The organism is Polynucleobacter kasalickyi (assembly GCF_900176405.1).
GTDB classification, from domain to species: domain Bacteria; phylum Pseudomonadota; class Gammaproteobacteria; order Burkholderiales; family Burkholderiaceae; genus Polynucleobacter; species Polynucleobacter kasalickyi.
On sequence record NZ_FWXJ01000001.1, the window covers coordinates 88,098 to 103,365 of the forward strand.

Annotated in this window: 14 protein-coding genes; 11 read left to right on the forward strand and 3 right to left on the reverse strand. The window is 42.1% G+C overall.

The window, feature by feature from the left end; all coding sequences use genetic code 11:
* The first annotated feature begins 84 nt into the window (after positions 1 to 84).
* The 11 genes from B8983_RS00430 (at position 85) to B8983_RS00480 (ending at position 12,209) form a co-directional block, all read left to right on the forward strand.
* Complete coding sequence (locus tag B8983_RS00430) at positions 85 to 1,245, forward strand: acyl-CoA dehydrogenase family protein (RefSeq protein WP_084281888.1); 1,161 nt, start codon at positions 85 to 87, stop codon at positions 1,243 to 1,245.
* 42 nt (positions 1,246 to 1,287) lie between these two features.
* Positions 1,288 to 2,286: a Bug family tripartite tricarboxylate transporter substrate binding protein gene (locus B8983_RS00435; RefSeq protein ID WP_234986826.1), complete on the forward strand. Its 999-nt coding sequence runs from the start codon at positions 1,288 to 1,290 to the stop codon at positions 2,284 to 2,286.
* Between the two features lie 31 nt (positions 2,287 to 2,317).
* Positions 2,318 to 3,676 (forward strand): MmgE/PrpD family protein, encoded by a 1,359-nt coding sequence (locus B8983_RS00440; protein WP_084281889.1) that lies wholly within the window; start codon positions 2,318 to 2,320, stop codon positions 3,674 to 3,676.
* Positions 3,673 to 4,644, forward strand: coding sequence for a tripartite tricarboxylate transporter substrate binding protein (locus tag B8983_RS00445; RefSeq protein WP_084281890.1), 972 nt, complete (start codon positions 3,673 to 3,675; stop codon positions 4,642 to 4,644). The genes B8983_RS00440 and B8983_RS00445 overlap by 4 nt, the downstream gene beginning before the upstream one ends.
* A gap of 13 nt (positions 4,645 to 4,657) precedes the next feature.
* Positions 4,658 to 5,479, forward strand: a complete 822-nt coding sequence (locus tag B8983_RS00450; protein ID WP_084281891.1) for an enoyl-CoA hydratase/isomerase family protein — start codon at positions 4,658 to 4,660, stop codon at positions 5,477 to 5,479.
* 54 nt (positions 5,480 to 5,533) lie between these two features.
* Positions 5,534 to 7,636 (forward strand): acetate--CoA ligase family protein, encoded by a 2,103-nt coding sequence (locus tag B8983_RS00455; protein WP_369405833.1) that lies wholly within the window; start codon positions 5,534 to 5,536, stop codon positions 7,634 to 7,636.
* A gap of 55 nt (positions 7,637 to 7,691) precedes the next feature.
* A complete protein-coding gene (locus B8983_RS00460) occupies positions 7,692 to 8,486 on the forward strand; it encodes a class II aldolase/adducin family protein (protein WP_084281893.1) in 795 nt (264 codons plus the stop codon).
* 82 nt (positions 8,487 to 8,568) lie between these two features.
* Complete coding sequence (locus B8983_RS00465) at positions 8,569 to 9,588, forward strand: tripartite tricarboxylate transporter substrate binding protein (protein ID WP_084281894.1); 1,020 nt, start codon at positions 8,569 to 8,571, stop codon at positions 9,586 to 9,588.
* Between the two features lie 2 nt (positions 9,589 to 9,590).
* Positions 9,591 to 10,487: an amidohydrolase family protein gene (locus tag B8983_RS00470; protein WP_084281895.1), complete on the forward strand. Its 897-nt coding sequence runs from the start codon at positions 9,591 to 9,593 to the stop codon at positions 10,485 to 10,487.
* Between the two features lie 170 nt (positions 10,488 to 10,657).
* Complete coding sequence (locus B8983_RS00475) at positions 10,658 to 11,257, forward strand: DUF6088 family protein (RefSeq protein WP_084281896.1); 600 nt, start codon at positions 10,658 to 10,660, stop codon at positions 11,255 to 11,257.
* Positions 11,258 to 11,267: 10 nt separating this feature from the next.
* Positions 11,268 to 12,209 carry a nucleotidyl transferase AbiEii/AbiGii toxin family protein gene (locus B8983_RS00480; protein WP_234986828.1) on the forward strand — a complete coding sequence of 314 codons (942 nt, stop codon included), beginning with the start codon at positions 11,268 to 11,270 and terminating at the stop codon, positions 12,207 to 12,209.
* Between the two features lie 66 nt (positions 12,210 to 12,275).
* On the opposite strand, the gene B8983_RS00485 is transcribed toward B8983_RS00480, so the two are convergent.
* From B8983_RS00485 to B8983_RS00495, 3 genes are all read right to left on the reverse strand, one after another.
* Positions 12,276 to 13,496 (reverse strand): CaiB/BaiF CoA transferase family protein, encoded by a 1,221-nt coding sequence (locus B8983_RS00485; protein ID WP_084281898.1) that lies wholly within the window; start codon positions 13,494 to 13,496, stop codon positions 12,276 to 12,278.
* Between the two features lie 153 nt (positions 13,497 to 13,649).
* Positions 13,650 to 14,681 carry a Bug family tripartite tricarboxylate transporter substrate binding protein gene (locus tag B8983_RS00490; RefSeq protein ID WP_143736050.1) on the reverse strand — a complete coding sequence of 344 codons (1,032 nt, stop codon included), beginning with the start codon at positions 14,679 to 14,681 and terminating at the stop codon, positions 13,650 to 13,652.
* Positions 14,635 to 15,261 carry a nuclear transport factor 2 family protein gene (locus B8983_RS00495; protein WP_084281900.1) on the reverse strand — a complete coding sequence of 209 codons (627 nt, stop codon included), beginning with the start codon at positions 15,259 to 15,261 and terminating at the stop codon, positions 14,635 to 14,637. The genes B8983_RS00490 and B8983_RS00495 overlap by 47 nt, the downstream gene beginning before the upstream one ends.
* Positions 15,262 to 15,268 lie beyond the last annotated feature (7 nt).

Below are 15,268 nucleotides of genomic sequence, written 5' to 3' on the forward strand. Positions count from 1 at the left end.
TCATTAATTTTCAGCCTATTTTGCCATGATTTAAAATACTACAAGATTAATAAAATAAATAACTATATTAAAAGGCAAAAAGACATGGATTTCCAACTTTCATCAGAACAAATTGCTTTTGCTGACGCACTACACAAACTAGGTCGTGAAAAGTTAGCCCCCGATGCTTTAAACAGAAATCATAGCCCTGACTATCCTTGGGAGATTGCAGAATTACTCAGTCAGCAAGGTCTGTTAGGAATTACTTTAAAAGAGGCTGATGGTGGTATTGGCGGTAGCTTAATGGATGCGGTGATAGCGATACAAACCATCGCTTTATATTGTCCAAAGAGTGCTGATATTGTCCAAGCCGGTAACTTTGGTCCGATTCGTAGTTTTGCAGAATATGCTACAGAAGACCAAAAAGAACGTTACTTACCAGACCTCTTAGCTGGAAAGGCAGTCATATCCTTAGGGATGACGGAGCCAGATGCTGGTTCTGCGGTGACTGAACTGACTACCAATGCAAAAAAAGTAGAAGGTGGCTATTTGGTGAACGGTAGTAAGGTGTTTTCAACCCATAGTCCAGATGCTAAAGTATTTTTAATTTATTTACGTTATGGCCCAGGCCTCGACGGAATTGGTTCGATGTTGATTGAGCGTGACTCTCCTGGCTTTGAAATTGGTCAACCGTCCAGCTTTATGAGTGGTGAGCGTTGGTCACAACTCTATTTCTCTGATTGCTTTGTCCCTGACAACAATGTACTGCTCGGTCCTGGTGGCTTTAAAAAACAAATTAGTGGCTTTAATGTGGAACGGATTGGTAACGCCTCGCGTTCATTAGCCCTCGGTAGATACGCTTTCTTACAAGCGAAAGAGTATGCTAAAACGCGTAGTCAATTTTCTCGAAAAATTGCTGAATTTCAAGGAATTCAATGGAAATTTGCCGAGATGGCAACAAAATTAGAAGCCGCACAGTTATTGCTTTACAAAGCCGCATTAAATGCTGATAGTGGCCTGCCTTCACCTTATGAAACTGCCATGGCGAAACTGATTTGTAACGAAACAGGCTTTTGGGTTGCCAATGAAGCTTTACAAATTATGGGAGCCTCTGGATATAGCCAAGAAAACTTGGTGGAATATTGTGTCAGAAGAACCCGTGGTTGGATGATTGCAGGGGGATCGATTGAGATTCTAAAAAATCGGATTGCTGAAGAGGTTTTAGAAATGCGATTTGACCAAAGACCTTCAAAGCCTAAAGCTTAAAAAACCAGATACTTACTTAACCGATTACTCACTGGAATAAGAATGAAAATATTGTCTAAGCTAAATCTTATCAATTTATTGAAAGTTGCTGCTTTCGGATGCCTGATGTTCGCTCATGTGCAGAAACTTGCCACTGCGCAGACCGAAACCTACCCGACACGCCCCATCAAAATGATTGTGTCATTTACCGCTGGTGGCACGACAGATATTTTGGCTCGGGAAGTTGCTAACCAATTGACCCAACGTTTGAAAGTACCCGTTATCGTCGAAAATAGACCGGGCGCTGCAGGTAACTTGGGTACAGAAATTGTTGGGAAGTCAGCACCTGATGGCTATACCTTGTTAGTCAACTCGAGTGGTCCGATTTCAGTGAATCCTACCTTATTTAAAAATCTGGCAGTGAATCCCTTAACAGATTTAGACCCAGTGGCTTTACTTGCTGAAGTGCCTAATGTGTTGATTGTGCCCGCTAGTTCAAAAATTAACTCTGTTAAAGAGTTAATTGATTATGGTCGTGCCAATCCGAACAAAGTGAATTATGGTTCAACGGGCATCGGTACCGCCTCGCACATGACCGGTTTTATGTTTAGTCAACAAAGCGGGATTAATGCCACGCATATTCCTTATAAGGGTGCTGAAGCAGTAAGGGATTTAATCGCTGGTAGACTCGACTACATGTTCGCCACCTTGCCCTCAGTTGCCGCCCTCATTAAAGGCGGTCAAGTCCGACCACTTGGCATCTCGATTAAAAAACGCTATGTCACTTTACCTGAAGTGCCAACCATGCTGGAATCTGGCATCAATATGGCCGCCGGTTCTTGGTTTGGAGTATTTGCTCCGCATGGCACATCCCCTGAAAATCTAAAGATGCTAAATCAACAGATTGTCGACATTTTAATGTCCAAAAAAACCAAAGATAAATTGATTAATGAAGGGGCTGAGCCCATTGCGATGAATGTTCAAGAATTTACTAAATTTGTCAGAACAGAATATGAAACTTGGGCGCCGATTGTGCGCTCCTCTGGAGCAAAGCCTGAATAAGCCTATCCATCATTCACCATTAAAGAGCCCTATGAAAACCCTACTATCCACCTTTGGTGAGTATATTGAATCAGCAACTGCGCAACCTTTAGCAGACGATGTGTTACATGCAGCAAGAAGAGCCTTACTCGATTGGCAAGGTGCCTTGATTGCAGGTTCTAATAGTGATGTGGCACAAAAATTGATCGCCTCGTATCAACCTGAATTAGGCTTTGGTCAGTGTGCGGTAGCTGGGACGAATTTAAAAACGACGCCAAGAGCTGCCGCTTTCTTAAATGGTTCGATTGCCCATATCGCCGAGTTCGATGACATTTATCGAAATGGTGCTTACCATCCAGCTTGTCCAACGATTTCTGCAGCTTGGGTGTGCGCCACCCAACAAGGATTAAACCTAGAAGCTTTACTGAAAGCGATTGTGGTTGGGTATGAAGTATCCACCCGGATTGCTGAGGTGATTCAGCCAAGTCATTACAAATATTTTCATACCACTGGCACTGTTGGCGTGTTTGGTGCCGCGGCCGCCTGTAGTAGTTTATTAGGCCTGTCGGCAGAGCAATCCATGCATGCCATGGCGACGGCAGGAACTTTTGCCAGTGGTTTACAACAAGCATTTCGAAGTGATTCGATGACCAAGCCCCTGCATGCTGGACATGCAGCGGAAGTGGGTTTAAACGCTGCTTATGGTGCATTTGCTGGCATGACTGGCACTCCAGACTTATTAGAAGGTGCAGCAGGCTTTGGCGCCGCAATGTCACAAAATCCTCGCTGGGAAGATGTGTTTAATGGCCTCGGAGAGGTCTTTAATATTACGCAAATGACGTTTAAAAATCACGGTTGTTGTGGTCATACTTTTCCGGCGATTGATGGTGCCCAGTATTTGACAAGAACCTATCAAATTGATTCCGCAGCGGTGAAAAAAATTGATTTGGCTGTTTATCAAGCGTCAGCGGATGTCTGCGCTTATCGCCATCCACAAACCCCTTTTGAAGCAAAATTTAGTCTGACCCATACGGTTGCTTGTGGCATGATCCTTGGCGCTGTCCGAGAAAAAGCCTTTACCCAAGAGCAGTTGGGTAATGCAGTCATTCAGCAATTAGAGGACAAAATTAATTTCACTGTCGACCCACAAATTACCAGTTTGTTCCCTAAAGTACGTAGTGCAAAAGTTCGAATTGAGATGACATCCGGGCAGGTTTTTGAACATCATCAACAGACGCGACACGGTGATCCAGATGATCCATTAACTGATATTGAACTAGTAGAAAAATTTACCGAACTATCCATTGGCAGAGTTGGCGTGAATGCTGTCAGCAAGTTGAGTGAGTTGATTTGGCAGGGAGAGAAGGAATTGGTTGAGAGCCTTACTGCCTATTGGAGTCTTCAAGAATGATAAAACTTTTTAGTCATCGTTTACAAATTGTCTTCCTGAGTATCCTCAGTATTGCTGCCGTAGCGAATGCCACTTATCCAGAAAAACCAATTAAGTTAATCGTGCCGTTCTCACCTGGTGGTGGGACCGATTTGGTCGCTAGAACGGTAGCAGAAGGGATGTCTAGGGATTTAAATCAATCGGTGATTGTAGAAAACAAACCAGGGGCTGGAACAGTCATCGGCACAGATTATGTAGTGAAAAGTCCAGCAGATGGCTATACCTTGATTGTTGCTACTTTCGCACAAGCCGTGAATCCTAGCTTGATCAAAAATTTACCCTATAACGCGAGCCGTGATTTAATCCCGGTAGCGATGGTGGGTAACTCGCCGAATGTATTAGTGGTCTTACCCAACAGTGAGTTCAAGTCGGTAGCAGATGTGATTGCTTACGCTAAAAAAAATCCAGGGAAATTAACTTATGCTTCCCAAGGCAATGGCACTTCAGCTCACTTGGCAGGTGAATTATTTACGAGCTTAGCGCAGGTCGAGATGGTTCATATCCCCTATAAGGGTGCTAGTCAGGCAATTACGGATGTGCTGGGCGGTCAAGTCAGTATGAGTTTTGCGACAGCTTCGGCTGCAGCGAATTTAGTAGGCGGTGGTAAATTAAAAGCGCTAGCGGTGACTACCAAAGAACGTTCTACGAGTTGGCCTAAAACACCAACCATGATTGAGGCAGGTGTGAAAGATTACTATATGGAAAGTTGGTATGGCATATTTGCCCCGGTAGGAACTCCCAAAGAGGTAGTAGAGCGTTTAAATAAAGCAGTTTTACAAGCCACAAAAACGAATTACTTTTCGACACGACTCTCAGAAGAGGGTTTAATGGCAAAACCTGGTAGCCCAGAAAGTTTTGGTCAATATGTTGCAAGTGAAGAAGCTCGTTGGCAAAAAATTATTCAAAACGCCAAAATTAAATTAGATTAAATCGGAAAATATCATGGAAGTTAAATTACAGTCAGCAGAAACAAAGCAACCTGAAGTCTTATTCACTATTGAAGACAATATTGGTATTTTGACCTTGAACCGACCAGAAAAAATGAATGCTTTTTCTGATGCGATGCGTGCCCAGTATTTAGAGTTATTAAATCAGATTACGTATGACCGTACTGTGCGTGCATTAGTTGTTACTGGGGCTGGTAAAGGATTTTGCGCTGGTGGTGATATCAACGGCATGAAACAAAGAATGAATGCACCGATTGGTGAAATGGGCTTTAATGGCTGGACCCGTCAACAATATGTTGGTTCGACAGTCAGTGCGCTCATGAATATGCCCAAACCAACCATTGCTGCAGTCAACGGCCCAGCCATGGGACTTGGGGCAGACTTAGCACTTTCTTGTGATTTTGTGATGTCTGCTGATTCTGCCTTATTTGCTTGGTCTTATATTTTGCGTGGCATTATTCCAGATGGTGGTGGTATGTACTTTTTACCGCGCAGAGTCAGTTTGGCAAAGGCGAAAGAATTATTATTTACGGGAAAAAAAGTGCCAGCGAATGAAGCCTTAGCATTGGGTATCACCGATCGCATCGTACCGGCACAAGATTTATTATCCCAAGCAGTAGGATGGGCAAAAGAATTAAGTGTTGGTTCAGAAGCTGCGATTGCACTCACTAAAGGGATTATCAACCGTACCTATGAATCACAAGCAGAGCAAATATTCAGTCAGGGCAGTCTTGCTCAAGGATTATGTTATACAACTCAGGACCACCATGACGCTGTAGCAGCATTTTTAGAACGCAGTCCCGCTGAAAAAAAATAAGATGAACTTTACAGCGCAAATATATTGCATGGCACTATGACAAAGGATGACACATTGAACTCTCTGGATTATTTATTTAAACCTAACTCCGTAGCCATTATTGGTGCCTCGGCTGACCCAACGAAAACCTCCGGTCTGCCAGGTGCTTACTTGGTAAAAAGAAATTTTAGTGGAGAGATTTATTTTGTGAATCCACGTTATACAGAAATGCTCGGTAAACCTTGTTATCCGGACATTGCTGCAATTCCGCAAGTGCCTGATATGGCGATTATTTTATTAGGTGCAAAAAATAGTATTCAAGCGGTGAAAGATTTAGCGGAGAAAGGCTGTAAAGCTGCCATCGTGTTAGCGAGTGGCTTTGCCGAATTGGGAGCTGAAGGGCAAGAATTACAAAGACAATTACTGGCCGCTAAAGGCAATATGCGCATCTTAGGCCCGAATACCATTGGCCTCATGAATTTGACTGACAATATTGCGTTGTCAGCTAGTTCTGCTTTGGAGATTGCAAATTTAAACGCTGGTTCTGTCGCGATTGTTTCGCAAAGTGGCGGAATTATTGGCTCGATTTTATCGCGCGCTGCAGGCAGTGGTTTGGGTTTATCAAAACTAGTCGCAACAAGTAATGAGGCAGACTTAGATGTAGCTGATATGGTCGATTATCTGAGTGATGATCCGGCTACAAAAATTATTCTCTTATATCTCGAAGGAGTGCGTCATCCAGAGAAATTTGAGTTAGCTGCTAAAAAAGCTAAACTTGCCGGCAAGACGCTGATTGTTTATAAGATCGGTAAATCAGAGAGTGGTGCACGCTCAGCAGCTTCCCATACGGGTGCAATGGCTGGCGAGGACCGAATTTATGATCAATTCTTTAAACAAAACCAAGTATTACGGGCAGATTACTTTTCGGACTTAATTGATTTCCCTGTTTCGATTCAAAATGGGAAACGACTCAGCAACAATCGGATTGCGATCCTCACTTCCAGTGGTGGTGCTGCGACCCTGATTGCTGATAATTTAGGGTTAATGAATTTTGAAATGCCCTTACCAAATGCCGATACTGCACAAACCTTGCGTTCCTTGGATGAAAATTTGCCGATTGATTTAGGCAGTAACCCGATTGATGTGACCTTAGCAGGCTTAAAGCCAGAGCTACTTAAAAAAATCATTGCTACTTTACTTGCCTCGGATGATTATGATGCGATTGCGGTAGTCGTTGGATCTTCGGCTTTAGCTATGCCTGATTTAATGGCTGGTGCGATTCGAGAAGGGATGGGCGACTCTACAAAGCCAATTTTTGCTTATGTTTCTCCGTATGCTCCGCAACTGGTCGCAACGTTTATTCGTCAAGGCATTCCAGCCTTTGCCGCACCAGAAGGATGTGCACGTGGTTTGAAAGCCTTGTGGCAAGTGTCGCAATGGGAAAAACAAGCCCCCGTTGTAGTAAGTCCCATTGAGCGGACTGCAATGCCAAATCCGGACGGCTTTAAAGGCACGCTCAACGAACATGATGCTAAAGCATTATTTGGAAAGTTCGGTATGCCGATGGCTCGGGAGAGGGTGATTACGACGAGTTTACAAGCCACCATTTTTGAAGCTGAAGTGAAAAAACCCTTAGTTCTAAAAATTCTAAGTGATCAAATTACCCATAAAACCGATGTGGGTGGTGTTGTAATGAATTTGCGCGGCATTCAAGTGGGTGCTGAGCTAGAAAAAATGCGTACCAATGTGCTGGCGAAAACAGGTATCCGCATTGAAGAATTTTTAATTCAAGAAATGCTGCCGAAAGACTTAGAACTTTTCATTGGCGTGAAAAAAGATATCCTAGGCTTCGTATTGATCATTGGTTCTGGCGGAATTACTGCAGAAGTGTTTAAAGATTCCACCGTCTACTTATTACCTCATGAGGCCCATTTAGGCGTCAGTGAGGAGGTCGTGCTGGGCATGTTGCAATCACTGAGGATTTGGCCACTCATGACAGGCTTTAGAGGCCAAGAACCTCTCGATATTCCGGCCTTGATTAAGGTTGTACAAGGGTTTGTCAGAATGGCACAGCAATATCGTCATACCCTGATTGAAGCTGAAGTTAACCCAATCTTAGTTCACGTTCAGAATCAGGGAGTAACTGCGGTCGATGCGGTTGCAGTTTTTGAAAAATAGCATAATATTCTTTAAATCAATTACCACAAATTGCGTAACAAATAGGAGACAAAAAATGACAACAAACTTAAACGGAAAATTATATGTACGCTCTCTCAAAGATGAGGTAAGCCCTCAGGAATGGGAGGCACGGGTGAATCTAGCCGCCTGTTACAGATTAGTGGCCCATTACGGGATGTCTGACATGATGGCGAACCATATTACTTTGCGGGTACCTGGTGAGGAAGATGCTTTTTTAACCAATGCTTATGGTTTGATGTACGAAGAAATGACGGCCTCCTCTTTATACAAGATTGACCATGAGGGAAAAATTCTCACTAAGCCAGACTTTGGTGATTTACAGTACGGCATTAATATCCCAGGTTATATTTTGCATAGTGCGATTCATAAAGCGCGTCCAGAAGTAAACTGCGTGATTCATACCCATAGTTGGCCTGGTATGGCGATTTCTTCTTTAGAAGTTGGCTTGTTACCTTTGAATCAAACTTCGATGCGTTTTTTGAAAATTAGTTATCACGACTACATGGGTGTGGTGCTCAACCTCGATGAACAAGAAAGCTTAGTGAAAGATCTTGGGGATTCAGAAGCCTTGATCCTACGCAACCATGGTTTGCTTACTTGTGGGGCAACTGTTGGCGAAGCCTTTAACTGGATGCACCGGCTCGAGTTATCTTGTAAAGCGCAACTGGCTGCGATGGCTTGTAACTCGCCTTTGCAGAAAGTATCACAGCAAGTCCTTGATGAAACCTATATGAATTACCAACCTAAAACACGTCGTCCTTATGGCGTGATGGAGTGGCCTGGTATGTTACGTTTACTCGACCGGATGGACTCTAGCTTCAGAGAATAATTCAAGTAGTAGAAAAACACTCACATGAGCTATGTGAGTGTTTAAGTTGGAAAGCAATTCTAAAAATCATCAAGGAGATCGTATGCAAATCAGTCAGGTGCTGCAAAAGTATTTCTATTTAAATTTCAAGACCAAGAGCTGGCCTTCGGTTTTTTTAGGTGTTTTTCTGATTCCAATCCTTGGCTTAGCGCAACCGACCAACAATACCTTTCCGAATAAAAGTATTAACTTAGAAATTCCCTTTGCCCCTGGCGGCAATTTGGATATTATCGGTCGTACTTTAGCTCCGGGTTTATCCAAAATTTTAGGTCAATCGGTCGTCGTTGAAAATCGTGCTGGAGCGGGCGGCGCTATTGCTAGTAGTTATGTGGCAAAAGCGCCGGCGGATGGCTATACCTTAATTGTCGCAACCACGAATACGATTGGTACGTTGCCGCATTTAATCAAGACAACGTATCAATTAGAAAACTTTGCGCCGATTAGTGCTGTGGCTTTTTCACCCTTAATGATTGTTGTACGAAAAAATGATACGCGTTTTAATTCAGCAAAAGATTTGATTGCTATGGCCATGAAGTCTCCTGGAAAAGTAAGTGTTGGCCATTCTGGGCCTGGCACCTCTAATCATATGTCGATTCTGAACATGGAAGAGGCTGCAAAATTACAATTTAATGTGATTCCTTATAAGGGTTCAGCTCCTGCTTTAACCGATTTGATTGGAGGGCAGTTAGACTTTGTCGTGGATCAAATCACTAGTTCCAAACCTTTTATTGATGGTGGACAATTAAAAATACTCGCCGTACTAGCAAGAAATCGGGATGGTAATTTCCCTGAGGTGCCAACCTTAGTGGAGCAAACCCAAATCGATTTAGAAATGGGCACCACAACGGGCATCCTCGCACCAAGCGGTACTCCACCTGAAGTGATTCAAAAATTAAATGCTGCGATAGGTCAGGTGACGAAAGAAGAAGATTTCTTAAAAAGAATGAAATCGATTGGTAGTACCCCTCTGTATTCAACCCCAGCAGCTTGGCAAGAAATGATTGCTAAAGAATCTGCTAACTCAAAAAAACTAGCTCTTTCCGGAAAAATTAAAGCGGAGTAATAATGACTAAAGTATGTTTGCCAGCCTTCCCACTCAATGAATATGAATCAGTGAGTTTACAAATCCCACAACTGGCATGTGATAGCCATGTGCATGTGTTTGGACCATTCGCTAAATATCCTTTAGCAGATGATCGCAGTTATACCCCCGCAACCGAATTTTTACCCGCGCAATTTATAGCACATCTAGATCAGCTAGGTTTAACGAGGGGAGTTGTCGTGACCGCTAGTGTTTGTGGCACGAATAATGGCTCTACCTTAGATGCACTCCTAGCTTACCCAGATCGCCTTCGAGGCGTAGTAGTCCCTGATCCGAATATTACCGATGAAGAATTAGATCAGATGCACGCATTAGGAGTTCGAGGAGTGCGAGTAAATCTTTTACAAGTGGGTGGTCATGCGATGTATCGAAATGGCATTGGCCTTGAAACCTTAGAAGCTTTAGCACCTCGTATGCGAAGTCGTGGTTGGCATGCGCAAATTTGGATTTATGCACCAGATTTACCTCGCTTGATGCCCCGTTTAGCCGCCTTACAATTACCCTTGATCGTCGACCATATGGGTCGCATGGAAACAGCTAGAGGTATCACCGACCCAGGCTTTGTATTTTTATGTGACTTAATTAAAACGGGTGAAGCATATTGCAAAATTTCTGGAGTAGACCGAATTGGCACTGCTTCGAAAGGTTTTGTTGATGCATTACCATTTATGCAAGCCCTCGTTGATGCCAACCCTAAGCAATTAGTGTGGGGGACTGATTGGCCACATATTAACTATTTTGAACAACAAAAACTACCGAATGATGGTCGTCTGCTCAACTTGCTTGGTGAAGTATTAAACACCCCCGAACTTTTACAACAAGTGTTAGTAGATACACCTGCTGTGCTGTATGACTTTTGAAATTAATTTTATTGGTTAAATTTTTTTGTGATTTTATTGACAAGTCATTAGCAAACATATTTCTATACGGTTTTAAGTTAAATAGGTTCGAAACCAACCTTTTTTTGTGCTAATATGCATGAAATTTAAATAAAAATTCATGCAAAAAACTTACTTACACCTCTTTAAATATGACTTCTGAAAAACGTGAAAGTGCATTAGGAGCCCTTCAATCGAATTTAAAGAAGGGGCATGTATATAGAAGAGAGGATTTATTAATTAGTTCTAATGCAGTTGATCGCCATTTGAAACAGTTATTAAAGTCCGGTGTTTTAGAAAAACTGTCGCAAGGACTCTATTACGCTCCTAAAACTTCCATATTTGGTCGACTACCACCTAAAGAAGATGACTTAGTGCGAGCGTTTTTAAAAGATGAGGAGTTTTTAATACTTTCACCGAATACTTATAACTCTCTTGGGCTTGGCACAACCCAGCTACATAACAAGACATCGGTATACAACCATAAGCGTCATGGTGTCTTTAAAATGGGCAATCGAAGTTTTGAGTTTAGAATAAAACCACGTTTTCCGAAAAAGCTTGATAAAGAGTTCTTGTTAGTTGACCTTTTGAATAACCTTAATTCCTTACCGGAAAATAAGGATGTAATATTGGCCAACATAAAAAAAATGTTGACTAATTTTGACCTCATTAAGCTAGAAAAATATGTTCTTCTTTATGGTGTAGTGAGAACCAAGAAAACTGTTTTATCTTTGTTACATGATCTTCGATAAGGATTGCCTATTGCTTTTACATCAGCATAAAAACTTTAAGGAACTAATAGCTACAGTATCAAATAGTATGGCCATTCATCCTACATTAGTTGAAAAAGATTACTGGATAATGCATAGCCTATGGGGGTTGCAACAACAGGGGTTTAACTATGAATTAAAAGGTGGTACTTCTCTATCTAAAGGATTTGGTTTGATCCATCGATTCTCGGAAGATATTGATATTCGTATTCATCCGCCAGAAGGAGTTCATGTTCAGGTTGGAAAAAATCAAGTTAAAAAAACACATATTCAATCAAGATTTGATTTCTACGAGTGGATAGCGAAAAATATAAAAATACTAGGTGTCCAAGAGGTTGTGAGAGATTATGCTTTTGACGATCAGGAAAAATTACGCAGTGGAGGTGTTCGTTTAAATTATCAAACTACAACCTCATCATTGAATGGATTAAAAGAGGGTATTTTATTAGAGTTAGGCTTTGACGATACGGCACCTAATCGACCGGTAGATATTTCATCGTGGGCATATGATTATGCGATTAGGTATTTACAAAACATTGAAGACAATAGAGCCAAAAAGGTCTTATGTTACTTACCTGAATATACCTTTGTAGAAAAGTTACAAACTATCTCTACAAAGTATAGGCACTTCAAGGATGGTAAGGGATTTCCAAAAAACTTCTTGAGGCACTACTATGACGTGTATTGTCTTTTAGGACATTCGCCAGTTTTAGAGTTTGTTAAGACGGAAAAATATAAAAGAAGAAAAGTAGAGCGCTTTCCTAAATCGGATAATTTAATAATCTCACAAAATCCCGCTTTTCTTTTAAGCGATCAAAAGGATAGACAGTTGTTTGAGTCAGAGTATTTGAAAGTCGCTAGCCTGTATTACAAAGGGCAACCAAATTTCAATGACTTGATGAATCGGATACACTTTCATCTGAAGGTTTTATAGTGAGACAGTGCCCAAAAAGATATTTAAGATACCCCGACTGAATAGTGATTTGTTTAATAGTAAATATTATTTTTTACTAGAAAGGCTATCACTAGCAACCATGATTCCTTTAGCGATTAACTCATCGATCGTTGCTTGTGACAAACCAAGCTCAGACAAAATCTCTTTTGTATGCGCTCCCTGATAGGGTGGATCTAATCGAATCCCCAAACGTTGACCACCAATCGTTAATGGCAACAATGGTGTGTGAGTGAAGGATCCAGGGTTAGCACCATTCGGAATCTCAATCTTTGCAATACCTCCAGTGGCTAACAAATGAGGATCATTGAACAGCTCTTGAGGTTTAGTAATCGGTGCGTAAGGTAAGCCATTATCTTCAAAAACTTTTGCAATTTCAGTGACTGAAATTTCTAAAAAACGAGACCTTAATTCAGGGATTAAAGTAGCACGATTAGTTACTCTTAAATTATTCTTGGCATACCGCTCATCTGCTTGTAAGTCCGTCCAGCCAAATACCCGACAAAAGATTTCCCACTGCGTATCGGTGACGACGCCTAAGAAAATTTGTTCTTGATTTTTTGCCTCAAAAATATCGTAAATACCCCACGAAGAAATACGATTAGGCATCGGATCAGCAGCCTTACCGGTCACTGCATACTGCATCATGTGTTGTCCTACTAAAAAGACATTGTTCTCAAACAAGCCTGTTTGGATTTCTTCACCAAGTCCTGTACGATCACGATTTCGCAGGGCTGCCATCACACCAATCGCCCCAAAAATTCCACCCATCATGTCATTGACTGAGGTACCAGCACGCAGTGGCATGCCTTTGGGCCCTGTCATATAAGCTAAGCCCCCCATCATCTGTACAACCTCATCAAGCGCTGTACGATGATCATAAGGGCCTGGTAAAAAACCTTTATTCGTCACATAAATTAAACGGGGATATTTTTTGGCAAGGGTTTCATAATCAAAGCCAAGTTTTTTCATCGTCCCAGTCTTAAAGTTTTCGACGACAACATCCGCTGTAGCAATCAGGTCTTCAACTACTTTCTTACCTTCTGGTGTTTTTAAATTGACCGATATACTTTTCTTATTCCGGTTGAACATTGGAAAAAAACCGGCGCCAGAACCGAGTAATTCACGGGTTTTATCACCTTCAATCGGCTCTACTTTAATGACCTCTGCCCCAAGATCTGCAAGCACCATGCCACAAGTTGGCCCCATCACCATGTGGGTAAATTCAACAACGCGAATATCGTGATAGGGGAGGGTTGGATTTGACATGTAGGTGCCTTCGTAAAGTATCCATTGATTTTAGCAAAACTAAAGTGCCATCAATTGCTATTCCCTCTAATGCTCACATGGCAATAAAAAAGCAGAGAAAACCGAACTTTTCTCTGCTTTTAATTACTTTACAAAAGAATGAGGTAAAGAAATTTAATCTGCTTTTACATTAGCATCAGCGATTAAATTTTTCCAACGTACATAATCTTTGGCAATGGTGGCTTTCACTTCTTCGGTAGTAGGTGAAATAGGATGGCCACCTGCTTTTTCAAAACGTTCTTTGACATCAGCCTGATTTGCTGCTTTGGTCATTGCTGTACGCCATGCATTGATTGCTGCAGGAGAAGTCTTCGCTGGTAAAAATAAACCGAACCAAGACTCTAATTCCACGTTTGCCACCCCTGTTTCAATAATGGTTGGTACATTGGGTAAGTTTGGATTCCGCTTTGCACCGGAAGTCGCTAAGGTCACTACGCTACCGGCCTCAATATGCGGACGTGCCGTTGGCGCTAAGTCGAAAAACAAGTCCACTCGACCACCTAATAAATCGGTGTAAGCCGGTTGAGCACCGCGGTAAGGTACATGCACTAAATCTACTCCTGCTTTATTCCAAAGCGCCGCAGGTAATACGTGTTGACCGGTGCCATTACCACCAGAAGCGTAGGTCAATTTACCAGGATTTTCTTTCGCATATTGGATTAAGCCTTGGAGCGTATTAAACGGCAAACCTTTACGACCAATTAAGGTATAGCTATAGCTAATAGCAAATCCTACTGGCTCAAAGTCTTTAATCGGATCATACGGTAAATTCTTATAGAGCCATGGATTCATGACGATATTCGAAATCGATCCAACCAAAGCAGTAGAACCATCAGCAGGCAATTTGGCAACGTAATCGGTACCAACCACAGTACCTGCACCAGTCCTGTTTTCTACCATAATTGATTGACCAATGGTGGTCGCCATCTTATCGGCTAGCACGCGACCAACGAAATCAAAACCTCCACCAGGTGGTTGAGGAACGATGATGCGGAGTGGTTTGTCCGAAATGCTTTGGGCCGATACACTTTGAGTACTCAATAAACTCAATGCCGTCAATAAAGACGCAACGACGCCTAATGCTAGGTTTGCTTTTAACTTACGCATGATTGAGCCAATCACGACCACGTTGATAGAGGGCTTCAACAGCAGCACCCTTTAACTGTGGCATATCCTCTTTTACTTTAAAACCAAGCTTGGTTTGGATGTACGCTAAATGTCTATACCCTTCCGGAAAGCTCATGAGTAAATCTTGATCGAGTTTGAAATTGGCGCTTGGATCCAATGGATTAATCCGATCTTTCTCATAAATCGGTTGGCGTAACACCACACCCCAACGTCCTTCACGTTTTTCCATGAAATCAAAGAATCTACCTGTACAAACGACGTCACACTCAAAACCATCGACGAGACCTCTTTGGGTAATCGTCATTTTTGTTTGTGAAATCGCACGAGTACCAGAGGCAGACAATTCAACTGAGCTACCACCTAAAAAGTGCAAAATACTAACGCCTTTGTTCCAGCCTTCAATCGATACCTTGATAAATTCTTCAAAGTGACCTTGGAACCATGTTGCCATCATGACACCGTCACTATGCCAGACAGATTTGAACTCTTCCCATTTGCCAGAATCACGAAATACTACCCAATTCTCTACGACTTCGCGGATACGTTGTTTTTCTAATAATTGTTCTAGATCGCTTGCAGTGCTGATACTTGTACTCATTAAATTT